This window comes from Mesorhizobium sp. Cs1299R1N3 (assembly GCF_037179625.1).
Taxonomy (GTDB): domain Bacteria; phylum Pseudomonadota; class Alphaproteobacteria; order Rhizobiales; family Rhizobiaceae; genus Mesorhizobium; species Mesorhizobium salmacidum.
The window spans coordinates 228285-250743 of record NZ_JAPYKQ010000002.1 but is presented as its reverse complement, the minus strand read 5'-3'; the positions used below and the strand labels follow the sequence as shown (position 1 = coordinate 250743).

Below are 22459 nucleotides of genomic sequence, written 5' to 3'. Positions count from 1 at the left end.
ACGCCCGAGCAGCATCCGCGGCAGCGTAAGTTTCATATAGTGCGCCTCGACCGGAAATTCACCCGGCCAGCATGAAACGCACGGCTCTACCAGGCCGAAGCCTGATCCTTTTTCTCAAGCATCGGATTTCCCGGTCCGATGCTCCAACCGCTACGCGGCCTTTTCTCTACCCGCCCGACGCGCGGCAATGCTTGCCAGCGCGGTGCGGAACAGTTCGATATCCTCGTCGGCGGTCGCGGCACCGACCGACACGCGCAAGGCACCAAGGCTGTCGCCGTGTCCCATGGCCTTCAGCACATGGCTCGGCCCGACCTTGCCCGACGAGCACGCGGAACCGGCGGAAAGCGCCACGCCCGCCAGATCGAAGGCGATCTGGGCGGTTTCGGCTTTGACGCCGGGAATAGCGAAGAATGTCGTGTTGGCAAGCCTTGGCGCGCCGGCTCCGAAGATTTCCACGTCCGGCACCAGCGTCTTGATTGACGTTTCGAGCTCATCGCGACGCTGACGCACGGCGCCGATAGCCTCCAACCCGGCCAGCGCTTCTCGCGCGGCGGCGCCAAAACCGGCGATGCCGGGCAAGTTCTCGGTGCCGCCACGGTGGCCCTTTTCCTGGCCGCCGCCATTGATCAGCGGCTTCGGCATCATCAGGTCGGCAGCGGCAACGACAGCGCCGGCGCCCTTGGGGCCGCCGATCTTGTGCGAGGACAGAATCACATAGTCGGCGTATCCGGCCGACATATCGATGGAAACGCGGCCCGCGGCCTGAACGGCGTCGACGACAAGAATGCCGCCCGCTGCCCTGACGATCTCCGCGATGCGGTCGATGGGCTGGATGACGCCGGTTTCGTTGTTGGCGGCGTGGATCGCGACCAACGGCAAGCCATCGGCCTTGTCGTGACCGCCGAGCGCTGCCGTCAAGGCGTCGAGACTGACGATGCCATCAGCGCCGACACCGAGCCGCGTCACCAGGTTTGCCGGAAAGCGTCCGCCATTCAGCAGGCACGGATGGTCGGCCTCGCACACGTAGAGCCGGCTCATGCGAATGGCGCCGCGCCCCATCTGCCAGTCCGGCGTCAGCAGCGTCGAGGCGGCCTCGGTGGCACCCGAGGTGAAGACGACATGTTCGGCCTTGCCGTTGACCAGTGCCGCCACGTCGCGCCTGGCATTGTCGACCAGCCTGCGCGCGGCGCGCCCCTCGGCATGAACCGACGAGGGGTTGGCTGCGTCAAACGCCGCGACCATGGCCTCGCGCGCCGCTGAAAGAAGCGGCGCACTGGCATTATAGTCGAGATAGGCGCGTATCGCGGCCATTTTCGTCCAGTTCTTCCCGTCAAAAGCCATTCCGCCGACGTATGGCGTTATTTCCTTGAAATTCCAAGGCAAGCCGTCCTATTTACGCGGCTTGCGGCGAGTGCGACCGGGCGATTGCGTTTCGGCCACCCAGTTTTGAACAATTCTAAACTAGCTTCTAGGAAGACGCTCGCCCTGCGTCAAGGTCTGTGGAAGCGGGGCCAGAGCAAGAGTTCCGGGCGCCGCGCATTTGTATATGTCACGTGGAGTATTTCATGCCTGAGGTCATTTTTACCGGTCCGGCCGGCCGCCTGGAGGGACGCTACCAGCCCTCGAAGGAAAAGAGCGCGCCGATCGCCATCGTGTTGCATCCGCACCCGCAGTTCGGCGGTACGATGAACAACAAGATCGTCTATGACCTCTTCTACATGTTCCAGAAGCGCGATTTCACCACGCTGCGCTTCAATTTTCGCGGCATCGGCCGCAGCCAGGGCGAGTTCGACCACGGCACCGGCGAGTTGTCGGACGCGGCGGCCGCACTCGACTGGGTGCAGTCGCTGCATCCGGATTCCAAGAGCTGCTGGGTGGCCGGCTATTCCTTCGGTTCGTGGATCGGCATGCAACTCCTGATGCGCCGGCCCGAGATCGAGGGCTTCATCTCGATCGCGCCGCAGCCCAACACCTATGATTTCTCCTTCCTGGCGCCCTGCCCATCCTCGGGCCTGATCATCCACGGCGATGCGGACAAGGTAGCGCCGCCGAAGGATGTGCAAGGCCTGGTCGACAAGCTGCACACGCAAAAGGGCATCACCATCACGCAGAAGACCCTGCCCGGCGCCAACCATTTCTTCGCCAACGACGCCGATGTGCTGATCGAGGAATGCGCCGACTATCTCGATCGCCGGCTGGCCGGTGAATTGTCCGATCCGCGGCCGAAGCGGCTGCGTTAAGACACCAGGCGGTCCGTATCCCCGGGCTATGAGCGGGCGGGCAAGGCCCGCCTCCTCGACATAAGGCCGCCGCGGTGCTGACGGTCCGGCAGCGACCTATATTTCTGGGGCAATAAGCCGGAACGATGGCTTGCGGACCGGCAATCCTGACGGTGCCGGCCGGAAGATGAAGCCGAGCCTGGCAAAGACCAGTCCGCACGCCAGCGCGAAGGCGCAGCCGAGGCCGAAGCCGGCAACGGTGTCGCTCGGATAGTGCGCGCCGACGAAGACCCTGGTCGAGGCGATGCAGGCCGTGACCACCAAAGCGATGTGCCAACGCCGCGGAAACAAAAGCAGCAGGATGCCGAACACGGCGCCCATCGTCGTGGCATGGCCGGAGGGAAAGCCGGCAAAGCGCGCATCGAAGGCAAAAGGGTGCAGCGCAAGGACGCCGAAATCCTGGAAATAGAGCGGGCGAGCCCTGCCAATGGCATATTTGAGGACATTGACCGTTAGGCCGGACAGGCCAACGGCGCTCAGCACCAGGAAAGCCAGGCAGGTCCAACTGTAGGCCAGCATCAGCGCGCGCCGCGAAAGGCTTCGCCAATCCGTCAGATTGGCCGCGACAAGCAGCAGCGCGGACGGGATGAGATACCAGCCGCCCAGTCCGAACTGCGTGAAGAACTCGGCAAGCCTGGCGGCGCCCGCCGACCACTGGCCATGTGCCACTCCTGCCGGCGTATCGAGACGGACAAAGGCAGCTGCCGTCAGAAAGACCCAGACCAGGCCCCACGCCCACCATGAGATGTTGGGATAGCGAGCGGGGCGAACGGCAAGGCGCCGTCTTGCGATCTGCAGGGTGTCGCGAAAATTGCCGAGGGACCGGCGTCCTATCCCGAGGAGCGATCTGGAAACTCGAGGCCGCGATTTCACGAGCATTGGGAACTCGACCCCATCATCGAAGTCATTGCGCTATACGGTAGAGACCGAGCGACAGTTTGTCTCCCGACGAATAGTTGAGGCCGTCGACTTCGGCGAGGCGGTTCGCCGACTTGCCTTGCGCGGACAGCATGCCATTCAATTTCTGCTCGTCGCCGATCGGCACCAGGCCCAAGGAGCAAGCGGGATCGGCGAGCAGATGTTCCGCCACGCCCCCGACATCGGTCAGCACCGTTTTCGTGCCGACCAGGAACACCAGGCTCGGCTCCTGATAACGCGCCGAGGCCAGCACGGTCGTGTCGCAAGGTTTGTTGGCGCGCACCGCGTCCCTGATTGCCGGGCTCAGCCAGATCGGCTTCAGGGACGGGGCGATGACGCCGAACAGCAAGGCGTAGGCGATGCCCGCACAGGCGGCGGTGGCGCCGATGCGGGGCAGCGGCACCTGCAACTGCCGCGAAAACGCGAAATAGCCCGCGCCGAGTGCGGCCGCGGCCGCCGGAATGCTCCACCAGGAAAAAGTGTGGGTAAGGTAGATCGGCGCTCCGATGCAGACCGCCGCCAGGCCCAGGCTGACCACGACAAGACCGAATGCGGTCGACCACCACAACCATTGCTGCCAGCGCCTGAGCGGCGCATTGGCGTCCTGCGGCTGCAATGTCAGCAGCCAGCCGATCAGCAGCGCCATGCCGGGATAGGCGGGCAGGACATAATGCGGCAGCTTGGTGGGAATGAGTTCGAAGACGAGCCAGAACGGAATGTACCAGGCGAGGCAGAAGCGCAGCCTGACATCGTCGCGCATGCGGTTAAGGGCCTGCAGGCCAGCGCCTACCGCGATCAGGCCGAACGGCCACATGAACAGCGAATAGGTCAGCATATAGAAGCCGGGCGGCAGTCCGTGCGATTCCGCGCCCGACGCGACCTTGCCGAGCATGTCCTTGCCGACGGCCTGCTGCAGGAAAGCACCGTGGCTCTTCCAGGTGATCGCGGCGAGCCAGGGCAGAGCAATCACCAAGACGAGCAGCAGGCCGCGCCCAACCCTAAGCTTCGACAGCCAACGCCCGTCGCGCTCGAAGGCGAACAGCACGGCGATGGTCAGCGCCGACAGCAGCGGCGCGATCGGCCCCTTGATCAGGATCGCGGCCCCTTGTGCGATCCAGAAGATCCACCAGAGATGGCCGGCGACCGGTTCATTGCGGCGCGATGCGAGATAAACCTGCGCCAGCGCGCCTTGCGCCGCAACGCAGCAGGCCAGCAGCATCGCATCGGTCTTGGCGTCGCGGCCCTCGAAAGCCGTGGCGAAGATCGCGGCCATCACCAGGCCGGCCGCGAGACCGGCATTGGCACCGAAAAGATTGGTCCCTGTCCAAGCAATCGCCAGCACGGCAAGGGCAATGCCAAGTGCCGAAACGGTGCGATAGACCCAGATCGGTGCCTCGGCCCCCTGCCCGCTCAGCGCCACGGCCGCCGATTGCAGCCAGTAGATGCCGATCGGCTTCTGGTAGCGCGAGGTCTCCTGGAAGCGGATATCGACATAGTCGCCGCTCTCGACCATCTGCTTGGTGGCCTGGACGAAGCGGGGCTCGTCACGGTCGACTGGCGGCATGGATGCCAGGCCTGAAGCCGTCATCACCAGGCTGAACAGGAAGAGAAGGATGTAGTTCCTGTTCAACGCCATTTCTGAGTCTCTCCGATCATTTCTTTTGGGCGGTTGCTCAATCGACCTTGGTCATCGCCGCCTTGCGCTCATTGGCGATCAGCCAGAGATTTCTGATGTAGATGAACATGCCCATGGCCTGCCCGGCGATGAACACCGGATCCTGGCGCTGGATGGCATAGATCAGAAGCAGGCCGCCGCCGAACAGGGAGAAGAACCAGAAGGCCACCGGCACGACACTGCGCTTGGCTTTCTCGGACGCCAGCCACTGCACCACGAAGCGCATGGTGAAGAAGAACTGGGCGACGAAGCCGAGCAGGATCCACGCATCGAACTGCTTGATGAAAACCTGATGAAGCCAGGTTCCCAGTTCCTGAAGCACATTAAACACGCTTGATTTCCTCTATTTTTGGCATTCTGCGGCGCCGGCGCCGCAGCCACCAGACACCGCAGAGATCGAGCACACCCTGCAGTCCGCGATCGAAAATGCCGTAATTCGATTTGCCGTGCCGGCGCGAGCGGTCGACGACGTCGCAATGCACGACGCGATACCCCTCCTGGATGACCAGGGCCGGAACGAAGCGATGGGTGCCGTCGAAGAACGGCAGTTTGCGCAGGATATCGGTATGAACCGCCTTCAGGCCACAGCCGGTGTCGCGCGTCTCGTCATGCAGGATGGCGTTTCGCAGCCAGTTGGCGAAACGCGACGCCAATTGTTTGACCTTGCTGTCGCGGCGCTTGAGGCGCTGCCCTTGCGCGGCGCCGAAATCGGGCCCGGCTTGGCGCAGCGCATCGACCAGCACCGGAATGTACTGCGGATCGTTCTGGCCGTCGCCGTCGATGGTCGCGACGATGCCGCCGCGCGCCGCCCAGGCGCCCGAACGCACCGAAAGGCTCTGGCCGGCGGACTTCCGATGCCGCAATTCGCGTAGCGGAAACGGGCGTCGCGCCGCCTGTTCGGCGAGCACGGCAGCCGTCTCGTCGGTCGAGCCATCATTGACGATGATCAACTCGAAGTCGCGGCCGGCCATCGCCGCCTCGATCTCGTCGATCAGCAGTGGCAGGTTTGCCGCCTCGTTCCTGCAAGGAATGACAATGGATATCAATGCGTCCGGCATGTCGCGTCGGGGCTCTGTCGTCGGATATGGCATTTTATGGATGCCGTGCGGTGCCGCTTGAGGTCGTGGACTGTTAGAACCTTGTGGCGCGGCGCCTCATTACGCCAGCCGAAACGATGAAGCAAGCATTGCGGCCGGACCGCCGCTGGCACCATCCGCGCGGCCGCAAAACCGGAATCCGCTTTTGCTGATCGCCAACTCTTGCTTGGCGCGCGATCCGGCGCAAAACCGGAATCCACTTTTGCTGATCGCGCTTGGGTGCTAAACGCGCGCGTTCACATATGCCCGCCACGGACCGTGGCGTACGCTTCGGGAAAGAAAACATGCCGGCCTTCAAATCCGATTTCCTGCGCACGATGAGCGAGCGCGGTTTCATCCACCAGACCTCGGATGATGCCGGTCTCGACACTATTTTCGCCAAGGAAACGGTGACGGCCTATATCGGCTTCGACGCCACGGCCAAGAGCCTGCATGCCGGCTCGCTGATCCAGATCATGATGCTGCATTGGCTGCAGCAGACCGGCCACCGGCCGATCGCGCTGATGGGCGGCGGCACGTCGATGATCGGCGACCCCTCCTTCAAGGACGAGGCGCGCAAGCTTTTGACGCCTACGGATATCGACGCCAATCTCGCCGGTATCCGCCGCAACTTCATGCCCTACCTCAAATTCGGCAACGGTCCGAACGACGCGGTCATGATCAACAATGCCGACTGGCTGATGGAGATCAACTACGTCAATTTCCTGCGCGATGTCGGGCGGCACTTTTCCGTCAACCGCATGCTTGCGTTTGATTCCGTCAAGTTGCGGCTCGATCGCGAGCAATCGCTGTCGTTCCTCGAATTCAACTACATGATCCTGCAGGCCTATGATTTCGTCGAACTCTACAAGCGCCTCGGCTGCCGCCTGCAGATGGGCGGCTCCGATCAATGGGGCAACATCATCAACGGCATCGATCTCGGCCGCCGCATGGAGGATGCGCAACTCTACGCACTGACCACGCCGCTACTCACCACCTCGTCCGGCGCCAAGATGGGCAAGTCGGCATCGGGCGCGGTCTGGCTCGATCCGGAGATGCTGAGCCCCTACGAGTTCTGGCAGTACTGGCGCAATACCGAGGACGCCGACGTTGGCCGGTTCCTGAAACTCTACACCACGCTGCCTTTGGAAGAGGTCGCACGGCTCGAGCGGCTGGGCGGTTCCGAGATCAACGAGGCAAAGAAGATCCTCGCTACCGAGATCACCGCTCATCTGCATGGCCGCGCCGCCGCCGAACAGGCCAGCGAGACGGCGCGCAAGACCTTCGAGGAAGGCGCGCTCGCCGACACGTTGCCGACCGTCGAGACGGACAAGGCCGCGCTCGAAGCCGGCGTCGGCATCCTGTCGCTGTTGGTCAGCGCGGGGCTGGCTTCATCCAATGGCGAGGCACGGCGGCACATCCAGGGTGGCGCCGTGCGCCTGAACGACCAGCCGGTAAGCGACGACCGTCGAATGGTCACGCTTCAGGATTTGAGTCCGGAAAACGTCGTAAAGCTTTCATTGGGCAAGAAAAAACACATCCTGGTGAGGCCGGCCTGAGTACCCCTCACCGGTATTCGAAGATCGACCTGAATATCCCTGGCGCGATCACCGACAGCGGGTTGACGTCGAGCACCGGCTTGTTGGCATTGCCCCTGAGCCGGAAGGTGACGCCGATCAGGCCGCGGTCGCGACCATTGCCCAGAAGCGCGCCGACGATGGGCAGTTCGCCGAAAATGCGGTTGAGGCCGTAGGCCGGCATGAAGGTGCCGGTCATGTCCATATTGTTGTTCTGATCGTAGAGGATGCCCTGGAACGTGGTGCCGATGCGCGGGCCACGCAGCACGCCATTGGTCAGCTTCAGATAGCCGCTGCCCTTGTCGATCTCGGCGTAACCACGTTCGAATTTCACCCGCGACGTGTCGAGCTTGCCCTTCACCGCCTGGTTGAGGCTGCGACTGTCGCCGGCCGGCGTGGTCGAGACGATGGAGGCGAGCTTGGGTTCGTTGACGACGAAGAAGTTGCTGGTGTCGACCTTGCCCTTCATCGGTCCGTCGCTGGCCCCCGTCAGCGCCAGCGCGATCGACCCACCTTCCATGTGCTCATAGATGTTGAGGAACCGCAGGATCGCGCCGGCGTCCGCCGACTGCACGTTGAGCGAGCGCCTGCCGTCGCCGGTGGTGTTGCTGATGGCGATGGCTGCGCCGGAACTCGCCGTCGCGCTGACCTTCAGTCCGTTGACCCTTGAACCAGCCGCACTGTAGTCGAGCTTCAGGTTGGACAGTTGCTCATCGTGGAAGCCGGTCAGCTGATCGACATCGGCGCTGACGGAAATGTTGTCTGTTCCCGTCGTCTTGGTTGCGGTGTCCACATCGGACGTGAACTGCTTGATGAGCGAACGAGCGTCGAGCGCGTTGCCATTGATGTCGACCGCATAGCCCTTGCCCGATCGCTTCACCGAAACCGCCACGTCGTCGCCCCTGTTCAAGGTGACCTTGCCGAACTTGGCCGAAGACAAGGCGCCGTTGACCAGCACGATGCTGCCGTCGACGGAGAACGTCTTGCCGTCGAGCTCGAAGTCGGACAGCGTCGTGGTGTCGCCGGACTTGGTCATGACGAATGTGGCGCTGGCGGGAACCCCTGCCCCCTTGCTCCAGCCGGCCCAGGGAATGTCCAACCTGGCATTGGTGAGGTCGGCCGACACATTCTGGTTGCCGCTGCCGCTCTTGTCGATCGCGACCTTCACCGTTCCGGCAAGCAGCGGCGTCAGGCCGGGCATGGCGGCGGCGCGGATCTTGTCGTCGAGTACCAGGGCTACCTTGCGGCTGCGCGCCGGCCCGTCATCCGCCAGCGGCTCGACGAGATCGAGTTCGGCCGGAATGCCGTTCAGCGATGCCTTGGCCGAAATGACAGCCTTTTGCGGGTCGACGGTGATCGAGCCATCGGCATCGGTCACGGCCTGTCCCTCGAACGGCTTGGCCAAGGACAGGCCGGTGTAGTCGAGCGACACCAGCCAATCGAGCTTCGCGGTGTCGACGCCCGACTGCAGCGGAATGTCCGCCTTGACATGGCCGGTGACGCCGCCGGAAAGGTCCTCCGGCAGAATGCCGACATGGCGCATGGCATTGATCGGTTCGTATGATGCAAGTTCGGCGACGGCAGACGCATCGCCGGCAACGTCGATATCGAGAGCGCCGATGACCGGCGGGCGGTTGGCTGCCTTGACGGCCAATGTCCCGTTGCTGGCCGCCACCACGCGGCCACTGGGCATGAAGACGGTGCCCGACGACAACGAAATATCGACGTCGTTGCCGTGAAATCCGACGACGCCCACCGCATCGCGTATCGGCGGAATGCGGCCGGCCGTGTCGAAACGCGCCCCCTCGATCTGGAAGCGGCCAAAGACCTCGTCGGCTGAAAGGGGCACGCCATTGCCGAGGCGGTCCGGCACCACCTGGAACTGGAGATTGGCGTCGACCACACGGCCGCCGAACAGGTTGTCCAGACACCAGAGCCGCGCATTGCGCGCCGAAAACCACGGCCACAGCTGTTTGACATGCGAGACCGGCATGTCATGGATGTTGAGCGCCAGATTGATCCCGGGAGCCTTGCCGTCGACGAATTGCATCGCCGCGGTGCCAAGCACCTCGCCGGAACCGGCGGACCGAACCGCGATCTGCTCGGCCACCAGTTTACGGCTTTGCGGCTGGTAGACGCCGGCGATCCGCGCCAGGAAGATCAACGCGGGCTCTGGCGATTCCGATGGCGCCAAGGTCGAACCATCGCTGGTCAGGTCGTAACGGTAGGAGGGTTCCTCGCCCGCCATCCCGGTTGCCGGTTTTGGCCCGATCGAGCCGCCGAAATCGAATGAAGACCGGCCGGTTTTCAGCAGCAACCTGTCTACCTGGATCTTGTTGGAGCCGTAGACCAGCGTCGCATTGACATCGGCATCCGCCGGCAGCAGCCCGCGCGTGCCAAGATCCAGCACCGACCCGGTGGACGAAAGGGCGGCCATCAAACGTGATGCGGTGGCACCTAAGCCTTCCGATCCTGTCAGCTTCAACGCGACGGCACCAAGCCTGCCGGAGCCGGCAGCAGTGTCACCGGCATCCGCCAGATTGATGCTGGCATCCAGGCTTATCACCCGATGTGCGGCGATATCGCGGGTGGCGGAGGCGGCAACGGTGACTGTCCTGCCGTCGACATCCGCCTCGGAGGTAAACTCCATGCCGCCCGGCCCCGACTGAACGACGGTGGCGTCGGCGATCTTGACCAGTTTGATCGATCCGGTGTCGGGCAGCACGAACTCGACATTGCTGAGATCGATGCGGCGCATCGAATCCTCCCGCACGGCGTCGAGCGCGCGATGGATGTTGCCGAACACCGCGTCCGACAGTTTTTCCGGATCGACGAGGCCGTTCTCATTGCGCAGCGACGCGGTCCAGTCGCCGCCGGACGGCATCGCCGCCATGACGATGCGGGCATCGGATATCCTGGCGCTGGTCAACCGCACCTCACCCCATAGCAGCGGCACGAGACGCACGCCAAAGCGCACACGACCGGCATCCGCCATCGGTTTGCCGTCTGATGTCTTCAGGCTGACATCGCTCACCTGGAGGGCGACGAAACTCGAACTGTCGAGCGTGATGCGGGCTGGCCCGACCGCGACATTGACGTCGACGCCCGCCAGCCTCTCTATGGCGCTCTCCGCCTCGACGCGCAGCCTGTCCGACCCGATGCCTGAAAGGCCGATGAGATAGATGGCGACCGCGGCCAGCAGCATGAATGCGACCACGCCGGCAAACACGCGCGAAAGGATGCGAAAGCCGCGGCCGATCGCCGCCTGGCCGAGAGGCGGGACGCGGCACGCGGACGGCAAGGCTCCCAGGTCGGTGATTTCGTCCCGCCTGAACCGGATCTTCTCGTGCTGCGGTTGGTCCTGATCCACGCAATCTTCCGTTGTACAAACTCGCTCGTGGACGAATCCCCGCTCGACACTATATCGGTGTGGCTTCGCGCGTAACCTTAAACAAGGGCATCGATATGGCTGACCTGGAAGTAGGCGATCCCGCGCCGCAATTCGATCTGCCGCGGGACGGCGGCGGATCGCTCAGCCTGGCCGCATCCGCCGGCAAGCCGGTCGTGCTCTATTTCTATCCGCAGGACGACACGACAAGCTGCACGCAAGAGGCGATCAGCTTCTCACAGCTGAAGCCGGAATTCGAGAAGGCCGGCGCCGTGGTCATTGGCCTGTCGCCCGACAGTGCCAAGAAACACGACAAGTTCAAGTCGAAATACGATCTTACCATCGATCTTGCCGCCGACGAGGAGCGCAAGGTGATCGAGGCCTACCATCTATGGGTCGAGAAATCGATGTATGGCCGCAAATACATGGGCGTCGAGCGCGCGACGTTCCTGATCGGCCGTGACGGGCGGATCGCCAGGATTTGGCGCAAGGTCCGGGTCAAGGGCCATGCCGAGGCCGTGCTGGAAGCCGTTCGCGAGCTTTGAGCGCCGCCGAAGCCCACCAAAGCAATCGACAATTATGGTCGCTACTCGTCAGGTGCCTCGGCCTTCGGCTGCCGCCCAGTCCTCCAGGATTTCGAAACATGGCTCACATGATCGGCCAGCGCGGCGAGATGACCACGCAGGCCGCGCGCGCCCATCATCGATGACAGCGTGACTGATTGCGTGGCGAAGCGCCGCTTGAAATCCTCGCCGCCGCAGAGAAAATCAATTGTGGCAAGGCCACGGTCGAACGACCACTGGATATAGTCCATCATCAGTACCATACCCGGCGAGCCGCGCTCATATTCGGGATCGTAGGTGGTGACGAAAGCCATCATCGTGCCGTGCTGCTCGAAATTGATCGAGACGGCGACGATCGTGTCGTCAAGCTCCAGCACGAAGATGCGCAACAGCCCGAGGTCGGCAAGCACCGAAATAAGCGCGGAGAGAACTGGCGAGCCCTTATCGAATAGATCCGAGGCGCGACCATGCCGGGCGAGCCAGAGGCGCTTCAACGTCGCGACCCGCTCGAGCACCGGCTCGCGCGGGTCCTCCGCATCCAGGAGCCGGAAACGCAATGCACCGCTCTCTTCCATGGACTTGCGGCCACGACGATAGTTCTGCCGGCCCTTCTTGGACAACGTCTCGAACCATTCCGCCCCACGTTGCCAGGGACCCGCAACACGATAGCTGATTTCAGTGCGGTGGTTGCGCCGAAGCGCCTTGCCATGGGCCGGTCCCAACAGGGCATGAACACCGGCATCCGGCAGCAGACGGTTGAGATAGATCAGGTCGAAGCCGCCCTGGTCAAAAACATACTGCCAAAGGTCGGAGATCGCTCGCGGGTCGCTGTCGGGTGCAACCAGCGCGTCGCCATAGTCACTGTGATCCTTCGCCGCCCATTCGAGCATGCGGATGCCGGAGCGCCTGAAGGTCGCGAGCGCTATCACGCCATCGAGCCGGTCACCATTCCAGGCAAGCCCGATCCTGAGCGCGCGCCGCTCCTGATGCGGGGTGGTGCGCCACCAGGCCGCAATCCAGTTCGGATGCTGGAAGACAAGCCCGCCAGCCCGCTGCCAGAGCGCACTCCAGGCCGGTGCGATCTCGGCCAGGCGCACCGCCGATGTCACGACTTCGAAGGTGCGTGTCCGCGGGATCGCGAGCACAACGGGAGCGTTCATGGCCGTGTTCCTTCCGATGACCGCGCGGTCCTTGGCCGTGGCTTTCCTGGCCGCATGCGCCTGGCGATATGCCCCCACATCCGCTTCAACGGCATGACGTAGAGCCCGGCGAGCGACTGGTAGTCACGCACATCGCGGTCGACCAGCCCGAACTTGAAGTCCTCGTCGGGCGTCGGCACACACAATGTTCCGAAGAGCCGATCCCAGAACGAGAAGAGCAGCCCGAAATTCTTGTCGTAGTGGCGCGGATCGACGCTGTGATGCAACTGGTGCCAATGCGGACACAGGATCAAATTGTTGAGCCGGCCGAACGAGATCTTGAAATGCGTGTGCCTGACGAAATCCATCATCAGTATGTTACGCATGACATAGACGTTGACGCCAAAGACGGTCAGTTCGACAAGGTTCAGCGAAATCAGCGACCAGATGCCGAAGCACAGCCCCACGATGAGGCCGTCCCAGGCTCGGTTCATCAACTCGTCCAGCGGATGGACCCTGTCTTTGGTGATCCCGACCATCACCTCGGCCGAGTGATGCACCTTGTGCAGTTCCCAAAGCAGCGGATAGCGATGCTGGGCGACGTGATAGAGATAATAGGAGATGTCGTAGGCCAGCAGCATGCTGACGGTGAAGATCAGCACCGTCACCGGCCCTGCCGGCCCCTCGATCAGAGGCGGCTGAAACTGGAACAGTGTCGAAAACAGCCAGTTGGTCCCGTAGCCCACCGCCGTGACGAAAACGATTCCGGCGGGGAGCATCAGGAAAGGCATCAGGGCCTTCTTCGTCACCCAGAACAGCAGGTCGGCCTTCGCCGAGGGATGGGTGATGACCTCATGCGGGATGACGAACTCGAAGAACTCCTTCCAGCTCTTCTCCTCGACCGTGCGCCAATAGGCCACGAGCGCGCTGACAAGGGCAGTCAGCAGCAAAAGCCCGGTCGCCAGCAGACTGGCGGCCGAAATCTTGTCGAGGATCTTGCCAATCAGATCGTTCAGCATCCCTACCGCCACGGTGAATCCGAAGTACCAGCACGCCTTTACTCGAAAAACGTCAACTAAATGCAATCGAAGACAGTTAAGAAACCCAAGCCTTGCACTGCGGGCGACAGGCCACTGCTGGCGGAGCATTGGTGCTCATCACCAACGATTTCGCGACATGGCGGCCGCACCCCGGCGGCTTTCATGCAACCTCTTGCCCGTGCTGCGTGCATTCGGCGCGGCGCAGTGGACAAGGCAAGCCTTTGTTAACCCTAATAATGTGTAGTCAGGCTGTCGTGGTGTCGTAAACGAAAGCTTGGTCCCGTGAACGTAACCGGTCAGTCCGCAGTCTTCGGCAGGCGCAAGGAACCCCATACGGTCATCATCGCCCGGGGCAACGAGATCAGGCACTTCACGATACGGCCCTGGCTCGCGGCATTCATCGGTTCGGGACTCGCCGCCATTGCCATCGGCTATCTCCTGGCCACATCCTATCTTGTGCTGCGCGACGACCTGATCGGCGCCACCACCGCGCGCCAGGCGCGGATGCAGCAGGCTTACGAGGACCGCATTTCGGCGCTTCGCGCCCAGGTCGACCGCATCACCAGCAGGCAGTTGCTCGACCAACAATTGATGGAAACCAAGGTCAGCGAACTGCTTCAGCGCCAGACACAGCTCAGCCAGCGGCATGGCCGTCTCGGCCCGCTGTTCGAACGTGCCGAGAACGACGTCGGAACGGTGCCCGCGGAAGATCCGGCCGCGACCGCCAAGCCGGACAAGCGCGCCGAGGTGACCGGCAGCATCAACCAGCCCGCGCAGACCTACGCGGTCGCCGGCCTGGGCGCCGACCTCGGCACCGCCGACACAAGGCCCTTCTCCTTGTGGTCAACCCGCACCGATCCGCTGCCCAGCGATTCAGCCGCCGATCGTGCCGACAAGCTGTTCGTCTCAATCAACCAGTCGCTGAAATCCATCGAGAATGATCAGCTCAGCCGCATCAGCACGCTCGCGGACAATGCCTACAAAAGCGCAGATGCCATCCAGCAGGCGCTGCAGGCAGCCGGACTGCCGGTCGACAGCGATTTCGGCAAGAACGAAAGCGATGTCGGCGGACCGCTGATCCCGCTCGACTCCTCAATGATCTTCGACAGCAAGGTCAAGGAACTGGACGAGGCGCTGGACACGCTCGATCAGCTGAAAAAGGAAGCGCGCCGGCTGCCGCTCGCCAATCCCGCCCCTGGCCACTCCGTCACCAGCCCGTTCGGCGTGCGTACCGATCCCCTTCTCGGCACCGCCGCGCTGCATTCGGGAATGGACTTCAGGGCGCCCATCGGCATGGCCGCCAAGGTCACCGCGCCCGGCATCGTGACCAAGGCCGGCTGGAACGGCGGTTATGGCCGCATGGTGGAAGTCGATCACGGCAACGGCTTTGCGACCCGTTACGGGCATCTGAGCGAAATCGACGTGACCGTCGGCGAGAAGTTGGACGCCGGCGCCATCATCGGCAAGACCGGCAGCAGCGGCCGCTCGACCGGCCCGCATCTGCATTATGAAGTGCGGCACAATGGCGAGGCGATCGATCCGCTGCGCTTCCTGACCGTCGGCAGGAAAGTCGCGCAATATCTCTAGCAAGGGCAACCGCTCGCCTGCCGGCTGAATCGGGAGCCGCCGGCCGGCGCGCGCCTCTCCCTCGCCAAGCAGTCTCCCGCACGTCGTCAAACTGCTGACGGCCACCCGCCAACGGCAGGACCGCAAACCATCGCTTCTTAGTCTCATCCCTAATCCACACCGAAGGTGAGAAGCCGTGGAATCGGCAGCTCGGTCCGCGTGCCGGATTATTTTTGAATTCCATTTGACTGAATAAATATTTGATGCGAACCTCACGTCAAGCAAGGGGCGCAAGGCATGGCATTGCGAGGGACCAACCAGGAGTTCGGGCGGCCGTACAACCGGCGCATCGTGCTGGAGTCCATCCGCCGTCATGGCCCGATCGCCCGTGGCGACATCGCCAGGCATGTCGGGCTCACCGTCCAGACCGTGTCGACCATCGTTCGCGAACTGGAGGAACAGGGCTACATCCTGTCCGTGCGCGAAGAGCCGAAGGGCCGTGGCCTGCCACCGGCGACGCTGCGCATCAACCCGGAAGGCGGCTATGCCGTCGGCATCCACCTGACGCCGCTTGGAATAGACGCCGCACTGATCAATCTCAGCGGCGACGTCATCGAGAGTTCACGTCGAGAAGCGTCCAACGCGGCGCCCGATCATGCGTTCGAACAGATTGGCGCCATGGTCCGCGACCTGACGGGCAAGCGGCCCGGCGGCCGCGTCATCGGCATCGGCATGGCGCTTCCGGGCCCGTTCGACGTGGACTCCATGAGCTTTGTCGGCCCGACCACGATGACCGGCTGGAAACATGTGGCGCTGCGTGAGCGACTGACGGCCGCGACGGGATTGCCGGCGTTCTTCGAGAGCGACATGGCCGCCGCCGCGATGGGCGAGCGGCTCTATGGCATCGGTGCCCGCCATTCCGACTATTATTATCTCTATTTCGGCGTTGGGCTTGGTGGCGCCATGATGCATGACGGCAGCGTTCTGCGCGGCGCCTGGGGCAATGCGGGCGAGATCGGCCATATTCCCGTGGTCCCCGAAGGCGAGCTTTGCCCCTGCGGCAACCGAGGCTGCCTCGAGCGCTACCTCTCGCTCGAAGCGCGGGGCCGCCGGGCCGGCAATGACGCCGATTGGGTGGCGCAGGTCGGCCCGATCTTCCGCAACACCATCGCCATCATCGAAAACCTCTTCGACCCAGAGACGGTCGTGCTCGGCGGCCTGGCTACATCGGAGTTGCTCGAACGCTTGGCAGACGCGGCCGAACCGCTGCACAATTCGGTTTCGGCCCGCGCGGACCGCAAGACGCCGCGCGTCGTCGTCGCCAGCGGCGGCCAGCATGCGGTGCTGCGCGGCGCGGCGGCACTCGCCGTTTCCGGGGTGTTGTCGCCACGCTTCGGCCAGATGTTCGCCGCCGAACGCGAGCGCGGCCGCGACCTCCTTTCGGCCGGGGAGATTGCAGCATGAGCGAACCCCTGCTGGTGCTCGACAACGTGACCAAGAACTATGGCGCGATCGAAGCGCTGAAGGGGATCAGCTTTTCCATCGGCAAGGGCGAGGTGGTGGCGTTGCTCGGCGACAATGGCGCCGGCAAGTCGACGCTGGTCAAGATCATTGCGGGCGGTCTCGAACCGACCTCCGGCCGCATGCTGTTCGAGGGCAAGGAGTTCCTGGCCCGGTCGCCGGCGGAAGCCAAGGCGGCGGGTATCGAGACCGTCTACCAGGACCTGTCGCTCTGCACCAATGTCGACGTGGTGGCCAATTTCTTCATGGGCCGCGAGATCACCAGGAAGGTGCTTGGCATTCCCGTGCTCGATGAGCGAGCCATGGAAGCCGTGGTCGGGAAAGCGCTGGCCAGCGCCGGTACCCGCATTCCTTCACTGCGCACCAATGTCGAGCATCTCTCGGGCGGCCAGCGGCAGGCCATCGAACTCAACCGCTTCGTGCACTGGGGCGGCAAGCTGGTGCTGCTCGACGAACCGTTCGCCGCACTTGGCGTCGAGCAGACGCGGCGCGGCCTCGACATGATCCGCCAGGTGGCGAGCCAGGGCATCGGCGTCGTCATCATCACCCATATCATGCAGCAGGCTTTTCAGGTCGCCGACCGGATCGTGGTGATCCGGCAAGGCGTCGTGGCGGGCGATGTCGCACGCAACAAGACAAGTCCCGACGCGGTGATCAACATGATCACCGGGGAGACGCTTGCCGGTGCCGGACCGGCGGGCTGAGGGACAAAGAGGGGTCCGGCTTAACAGGGAGCCAACGACATGAAGCGAATACTTCTTGATGTCTTCGGTATCCTGGCACTGGCTTTTGCCACACTCACGCCGGCATTCGCGCAGTCCAAGGGTATTGTCTACTACATGGTGCCGACACTGCTCGACGAGTTCCAGACTGGCTCGGTGAGCGCGCTGGAGCTGTTCCTGAAACAGACCGGCTACGACATAAAGACGCTGAACGCCGACAACAAGACCGACGCCCAGCAGTCACAGATGAACGACGTCATCGCGCTGAAGCCGGCGGCGATCATCCTGGCCGCCGTCGATTTCAATGCGCTGAAACCGTCGATCGAGGCAGCGCGCGCCGCCGGCATTCCGGTGGTCGAGTTCGACCGCCAGATCACGTCGACGCCGTCCGACTTCACGTCGGTCGCGGGTACCGTCGAGATCGGCTACGTCGCCGCCGACCAGGCCGAAAAACTTCTGAAAGCCAAGAACGGCTCGGTGAAGGGCAAGGTCCTGCAGGTGCTTGGCGATCCCGGCGATCCCTACACGCTCGACATCCAGAAGGGTTTTGAAGAAAAGATGAAGGCGTTCCCGGACGTCAAGATCATCTCTCTGCCTGCCATGCAATGGGAAGCCAGCAACGCCGGCACCATCGTTGCCGACCAGATGCTGGCCAATCCCGACATCGACCTGATCTTCAGCCATGCCGCGCACCTGTCGGTCGCCGCCGTCGCTTCGCTCGAGGCCGCCGGCAAGAAGCCTGGCGACGTCATGCTGATGAGTTCGAACGGCGCGCCGGTCGGTCTCGACCTGATCCGCAAGGGCTGGCTCAACGTCGAGGTCGAGCAGCCGCTTTACGCACAGGCCGCGGCCGTCGCCATGTTCATGGACAAGGTCGTCAAGAAGGAAGAGATCAAGCCCGGCGAATACGATGTGCTTGGCCTGAAGTCGACCGTCACCAAGGAAGCCTGGGGCCCGAACATCAAGATCCCTGGCGCCGCAATCACCAAGGAGAATGTCGACAATCCGGCCTTCTGGGGCAACCAGAAGCCGCCGACCGATACGGTCAAGCCGGTCGAATAGACAGATGGCCCAACCGCTCCGGGCCATATCCGGCCCGGAGCCCTTCCCTGTCCGTATCGAACGAGACGCAGGCAATGTTCTGCGGCCTTGATTGCGCACGCCAACCGGATCGACATATGAACCCTCGCACACGCAACGCCCTGGAGTTCGTCCTCGACAACCTCGTCTGGTTCATGCTGCTCCTTGTCCTGGTCGTCTTCTCGCTGTTCATCCCGAACTATTTCCAACTCGGCATCTTCGCCAACATCATCGAGGCGTCGAGCGTGCTCGGCGTGATGTCGATCGGCCTGGCGCTGGTCATCATTGCCGGTCACATGGACCTGTCGGTCGAATCCGTCGCCGCGCTCAGCGCCATGGCGGTGGGCATCCCGTTTTGTTCCTCGGGCATCGGTCTCGGCGTCCAGTTGCACCCGGAATGGCTGATGGTTCCGGTTTCGCTGCTGCTGGCGCTGGCCGTCGGCGGCCTCATCGGAGCCTTCAACGGCTATCTTGTGGTCAAGGTCAAGATGAGCGCCTTCATCATCACGCTCGCTTCCTACATCTGGGTGCGCGGCCTGGTGCTGGTCATTTCGGGCGGTCGCTCGGCCCAGGATCTGGCACCTGCCATCCGCTGGTTCGGCATCCAACGCCTGATCGGCCTGCCGCTTACCGCCTGGATCGCGGTGGCCTGTTTCGTGGTCTTCTCGCTGATCATGGCCAAGACGCCGTTCGGCAGGCACCTCGTGATGATCGGCGGCAATGAAACCGCGACCTTCCGCGCCGGCATCCGGGTGAACCGCAACCTGATCATCGCCTTCGTGCTCGCCGGCGCCATTGCAGGGCTCGCCGGCTGGCTGCTGGCGATCCGCACCTCGGGCGCCACGGCCAATCTTGGCGTCGGCCTTCTGTTCAACGCCTTTGCCGCGGTCGTCATCGGCGGCGTCAGCCTGAAGGGTGGTGTCGGCACCTTGCCGGGCGTCTATGCCGGCGTGCTCCTGCTCTCTGCCATCAACACGGCGATCAACCTGATGGGCCTGCCCGCCAACTTCACCCAGGTCATCCACGGCCTGCTGGTTCTGGCAGCCGTGTTGCTCGACGCATTCAAGCAAACCATTCGCCAAAGACTGGCGTGAGAGGGGAATTGGCGTGAGGCGGGGATTTGGCATGACAGGACGGCTCGCATGACAGGACGACTGGAAGACAAGGTGGCGTTGATCGTCGGCGGCGCGCGCGGCATCGGCAAGGGCATCGCACTGCGCTTCGCCGAAGAAGGCGCAAGGCTGGTGCTGGCCGACACGGAGGAGGAGGCCGGGCAAGCAAGTGCGGATGAACTCGGTGTCCCCTTCATCCGTACCGACATCTCGCAAATGAGAGACGCCGAGGCCGCGGTGGCGATGGCGCTGAAACACCACGGCCGCCTCGACATTATCGTCCAGAATGCCGGCATCTATCCCTGGCAGTTGATCGAGAACACCAGCGCCGACGACTGGGACCGCGTCATGGCCGTTAACCTGCGCGGCACTTTCAATGCCAGCCGCGCGGCCCTGGTACCGATGAAGGCGCAGCGCTTTGGCCGCATGCTCTACACCTCCTCCATCACCGGCCCGCATGTCACCAGCCCTGGCCATGGCCATTATTCGGCGACGAAAGCGGGCATCAACGGCTTCATTCGCGCTGCGGCGCTGGAGTTCTCCGGCTACGGCATCACCGTCAACGGCGTCGAGCCCGGCAATATCCTTACCGAAGCCATCCAGCAGCATCGCGGCGCCGCCTATATCAAGAACATGGAAGATTCGATCCCACTCGGCCGGCTCGGCAGCCCGCGCGACGTGGCCAACGCCTTCCTGTTCCTCGCCTCGGACGACGCCAGTTACATCACCGGCACCACCATTGTCGTCGATGGCGGGCAATTGCTGCCCGAGGGCAAGGATTTCCGGATGGTGCCGCCGTGAGCGGGGGCAGCCATACGCCACGAACCGTGTGCCTGCTGAATTGCCGATTTGGCTCGAGCGCTTCGGCGAATTCCTCCAGGCGTCCGGCCGGCTTCAGCCCTTACGGATGGCTGAGGGCAGGCAAGGCTTTCGTCTTGCCGGACAATCTAGCTCCTAAGGTCAGGCTATTCGGGAACCACCCCACGAACGCCTTCATCGCCGTATTGGACCTGGGGAGGACGGCAATGCGCGCCAACAGTGCGGCCGCATGAATGCGAGTGGCAAATTGCCGGCTCCACGCTCTTGAATAGCGGTTGCCGACGGCGATGCGCGCCGTCCGGTCCCATTGTTCGAACCTTGCCAATTCGCCAGCGAGAAGCCAGCTGGACTGCAGGGCCATGGAGATGCCTTCGGCGATGATGGGATGGGACTCGCCGGCGATGTTGCCGACCCGAAATATGTCGTCGGCAAATCGTGGGCGCATCCCCGGACGTATGGGACCGGCGGCAAGCCATTCACCTTCGAGGCTGGCGTCGCCGATCGTGGAAACCACCGCCGGGCACGATGCCAGTATGTGCGCGTGAACGGCTTGGGCGGCTGACGTGGCACCGCCCTTTTTGCGCAGCCTGGCCAACACGTCGCGGCGTATGCAGCACGACAGCGATATCCTGTCCTGATCCGCCCACACCATGCCACCATAGCCGCCCGGAAACACCAGGAGCGGCATGAGGTCTTGAGCGAGCGAAGCTCCCCTGAAATGGGCCTTGAAGCCAAACAGATCGGGGGCCGCGCTGCTCTTTGGGAGATTGGTCGGCAACCTGCCCTGGCCCCAGGAGCCATGCGCCGCAATCACCACCTGCCCGCTAAGACTTGTCTGACCGTCCTTGTTGGCGATCCGGACGATGGCACGATCGCCATTGCTGGCGATCTCCACCGCGCGCCACGGCTGAAAAACGTCGGCTCCGGCGTTGCGCGCCGTGTCCAAGAGGATGCCATCCAGAACGTCCCGTCCAAGCGCCCGCCCGAAAGCATCTCCGGCGGCGCGCGGCATGCCTGCTTGTATGCAGGGGCCCGACGCGAACAACGCAACCCGCTTGACCTCGGGTCCTGCCTTGGCGCGAACCGCCACGCCTGCCTCCAAACGGTCCAACAGCTCCAGATTGACCGCCGACATGAATTCGCCGCAGACCTTGCGGCGTGGAAACTCGCTTGCTTCGATGATGGCCACGGAACGACCCTGGCCGCGCAAGGCCAAGGCTGCCGACGAGCCGCTTGGGCCGGCACCTATGACGATGGCATCGTACATCGCGCAAATCCTTCCTTGGGGAAAACGCGGAAGGCGTGGGTAAACGGGCCAATCCTGCGTTCTTCACACTGCTGCGCGGAACCGAGAGGCCACAAACCGGAAAGTTCCTTGCCAGCGAAACCTGCGCGGACGCTTGCCGCCGCATCGTGCATGGTGACCTGGTTTGCACCGACAAGGCGCAGGAGCGAGCATGCCTTCAAGGCGATAACGTTTCGGCTTGGCTCGGCGGCGAGGAACACCGGTGCCAAACGGCGCAGGGCTTCGAACAGGACCTTTAGGGCGGCGTCGGAAAAATGGTGCAGGAACAGATTGGCCGAGACAACGTCGTACGCGTCACCCCCGGGTTTTGCGATCCAGTCGAAGACATTGTCGGTGACGGTTTCAACCCGCCAGCCCAGTGCCGCGAAATCGGCGCGCCGCCGGTCGGTGATGAGGTCAACCTGGTCGAGCATGACCAGCTCCACGTCGATCCACTTCCTGGCGAGGCGCCTTGCAACCGAGAGCATGAATGCGCCGTCGCCGGACCCGACTTCCAAGATTCTGATCGAACTCTCGCGCACGCTTGCCTTCAGGAGGCTGGACATGATCGCATGTTGAAACATCAGCGAATTTATCCAAATCAAGTCACGCCGGGAGCCAATCGCCTTGGGATCGTCGGGAGGCAAATGATCGAGCAGTTCCGGCTGGATATGACGACTGTCGAGACCCGTGGCCATG

At 63.2% G+C, this 22459-nt stretch carries 19 protein-coding genes; 9 read left to right on the top strand and 10 right to left on the bottom strand.

The features are described 5' to 3' along the window. Positions 1-150 precede the first annotated feature (150 nt). Entirely contained in the window at positions 151-1311 is a 1161-nt protein-coding gene (locus O7B34_RS06545) for a cysteine desulfurase family protein (RefSeq protein ID WP_337145362.1), read from the bottom strand. A 254-nt stretch (positions 1312-1565) separates the two neighbouring features. On the opposite strand from O7B34_RS06545, the gene O7B34_RS06540 reads away from it, so the two are divergent. Beyond that, positions 1566-2240: an alpha/beta hydrolase gene (locus tag O7B34_RS06540; RefSeq protein ID WP_027028091.1), complete on the top strand. Its 675-nt coding sequence runs from the start codon at positions 1566-1568 to the stop codon at positions 2238-2240. A 96-nt stretch (positions 2241-2336) separates the two neighbouring features. Here O7B34_RS06540 and O7B34_RS06535 read toward each other — a convergent pair whose 3' ends face one another. The 4 genes from O7B34_RS06535 to O7B34_RS06520 are packed head-to-tail and all read right to left on the bottom strand — an operon-like array spanning position 2337 to position 5930. Further along, the gene (locus tag O7B34_RS06535) at positions 2337-3158 is read right to left on the bottom strand and encodes a phosphatase PAP2 family protein (protein WP_337145361.1); all 822 of its coding nucleotides are present in this window, start codon (positions 3156-3158) and stop codon (positions 2337-2339) included. Positions 3159-3183: 25 nt separating this feature from the next. After that, positions 3184-4833, bottom strand: a complete 1650-nt coding sequence (locus O7B34_RS06530) for an ArnT family glycosyltransferase (protein WP_337145360.1) — start codon at positions 4831-4833, stop codon at positions 3184-3186. Between the two features lie 37 nt (positions 4834-4870). Further along, entirely contained in the window at positions 4871-5203 is a 333-nt protein-coding gene (locus tag O7B34_RS06525; protein ID WP_010909058.1) for a lipid-A-disaccharide synthase N-terminal domain-containing protein, read from the bottom strand. Next, on the bottom strand, positions 5196-5930 hold the full coding sequence (locus O7B34_RS06520) for a glycosyltransferase family 2 protein (RefSeq protein WP_027143651.1): 735 nt from the start codon (positions 5928-5930) through the stop codon (positions 5196-5198). The genes O7B34_RS06525 and O7B34_RS06520 overlap by 8 nt, the downstream gene beginning before the upstream one ends. Before the next feature lie 323 nt (positions 5931-6253). On the opposite strand from O7B34_RS06520, the gene tyrS reads away from it, so the two are divergent. Continuing rightward, positions 6254-7507: a tyrosine--tRNA ligase gene (gene tyrS / locus O7B34_RS06515; RefSeq protein WP_337145359.1), complete on the top strand. Its 1254-nt coding sequence runs from the start codon at positions 6254-6256 to the stop codon at positions 7505-7507. A gap of 7 nt (positions 7508-7514) precedes the next feature. On the opposite strand, the gene O7B34_RS06510 is transcribed toward tyrS, so the two are convergent. Further along, positions 7515-10895: a hypothetical protein gene (locus O7B34_RS06510; RefSeq protein WP_337145358.1), complete on the bottom strand. Its 3381-nt coding sequence runs from the start codon at positions 10893-10895 to the stop codon at positions 7515-7517. A gap of 95 nt (positions 10896-10990) precedes the next feature. Here O7B34_RS06510 and O7B34_RS06505 point away from each other — a divergent pair, with 95 nt between their 5' ends. Continuing rightward, positions 10991-11458, top strand: coding sequence for a peroxiredoxin (locus tag O7B34_RS06505; RefSeq protein WP_140506416.1), 468 nt, complete (start codon positions 10991-10993; stop codon positions 11456-11458). 41 nt (positions 11459-11499) lie between these two features. On the opposite strand, the gene O7B34_RS06500 is transcribed toward O7B34_RS06505, so the two are convergent. Further along, positions 11500-12636 (bottom strand): GNAT family N-acetyltransferase, encoded by a 1137-nt coding sequence (locus tag O7B34_RS06500; protein ID WP_337145357.1) that lies wholly within the window; start codon positions 12634-12636, stop codon positions 11500-11502. Beyond that, a complete protein-coding gene (locus O7B34_RS06495) occupies positions 12633-13634 on the bottom strand; it encodes a sterol desaturase family protein (protein WP_337145356.1) in 1002 nt (333 codons plus the stop codon). Before O7B34_RS06495 ends, O7B34_RS06500 begins: the two co-directional genes overlap by 4 nt. 303 nt (positions 13635-13937) lie before the next feature. On the opposite strand from O7B34_RS06495, the gene O7B34_RS06490 reads away from it, so the two are divergent. The 6 genes from O7B34_RS06490 to O7B34_RS06465 all read left to right on the top strand — a co-directional run bounded on the left by O7B34_RS06490 (position 13938) and on the right by O7B34_RS06465 (position 20457). Beyond that, positions 13938-15242 carry a M23 family metallopeptidase gene (locus tag O7B34_RS06490; RefSeq protein WP_337145355.1) on the top strand — a complete coding sequence of 435 codons (1305 nt, stop codon included), beginning with the start codon at positions 13938-13940 and terminating at the stop codon, positions 15240-15242. Between the two features lie 276 nt (positions 15243-15518). Then, positions 15519-16685 carry an ROK family transcriptional regulator gene (locus O7B34_RS06485; protein ID WP_337145354.1) on the top strand — a complete coding sequence of 389 codons (1167 nt, stop codon included), beginning with the start codon at positions 15519-15521 and terminating at the stop codon, positions 16683-16685. Then, positions 16682-17446, top strand: a complete 765-nt coding sequence (locus O7B34_RS06480) for an ATP-binding cassette domain-containing protein (RefSeq protein ID WP_135864119.1) — start codon at positions 16682-16684, stop codon at positions 17444-17446. The genes O7B34_RS06485 and O7B34_RS06480 overlap by 4 nt, the downstream gene beginning before the upstream one ends. Before the next feature lie 39 nt (positions 17447-17485). Then, positions 17486-18526: a sugar ABC transporter substrate-binding protein gene (locus O7B34_RS06475; RefSeq protein WP_337145353.1), complete on the top strand. Its 1041-nt coding sequence runs from the start codon at positions 17486-17488 to the stop codon at positions 18524-18526. Positions 18527-18642: 116 nt separating this feature from the next. Continuing rightward, a complete protein-coding gene (locus tag O7B34_RS06470; protein ID WP_337145352.1) occupies positions 18643-19638 on the top strand; it encodes an ABC transporter permease in 996 nt (331 codons plus the stop codon). A gap of 48 nt (positions 19639-19686) precedes the next feature. Then, positions 19687-20457 (top strand): SDR family NAD(P)-dependent oxidoreductase, encoded by a 771-nt coding sequence (locus O7B34_RS06465; protein WP_027143641.1) that lies wholly within the window; start codon positions 19687-19689, stop codon positions 20455-20457. Between the two features lie 100 nt (positions 20458-20557). Here the strand turns inward: O7B34_RS06465 and O7B34_RS06460 are convergent, their stop codons facing one another. Continuing rightward, positions 20558-21742 (bottom strand): NAD(P)/FAD-dependent oxidoreductase, encoded by a 1185-nt coding sequence (locus O7B34_RS06460; protein WP_337145351.1) that lies wholly within the window; start codon positions 21740-21742, stop codon positions 20558-20560. After that, the gene (locus O7B34_RS06455) at positions 21721-22458 is read right to left on the bottom strand and encodes a methyltransferase domain-containing protein (RefSeq protein ID WP_337145350.1); all 738 of its coding nucleotides are present in this window, start codon (positions 22456-22458) and stop codon (positions 21721-21723) included. The genes O7B34_RS06460 and O7B34_RS06455 overlap by 22 nt, the downstream gene beginning before the upstream one ends. Between the last annotated feature and the right edge of the window lies 1 nt (position 22459).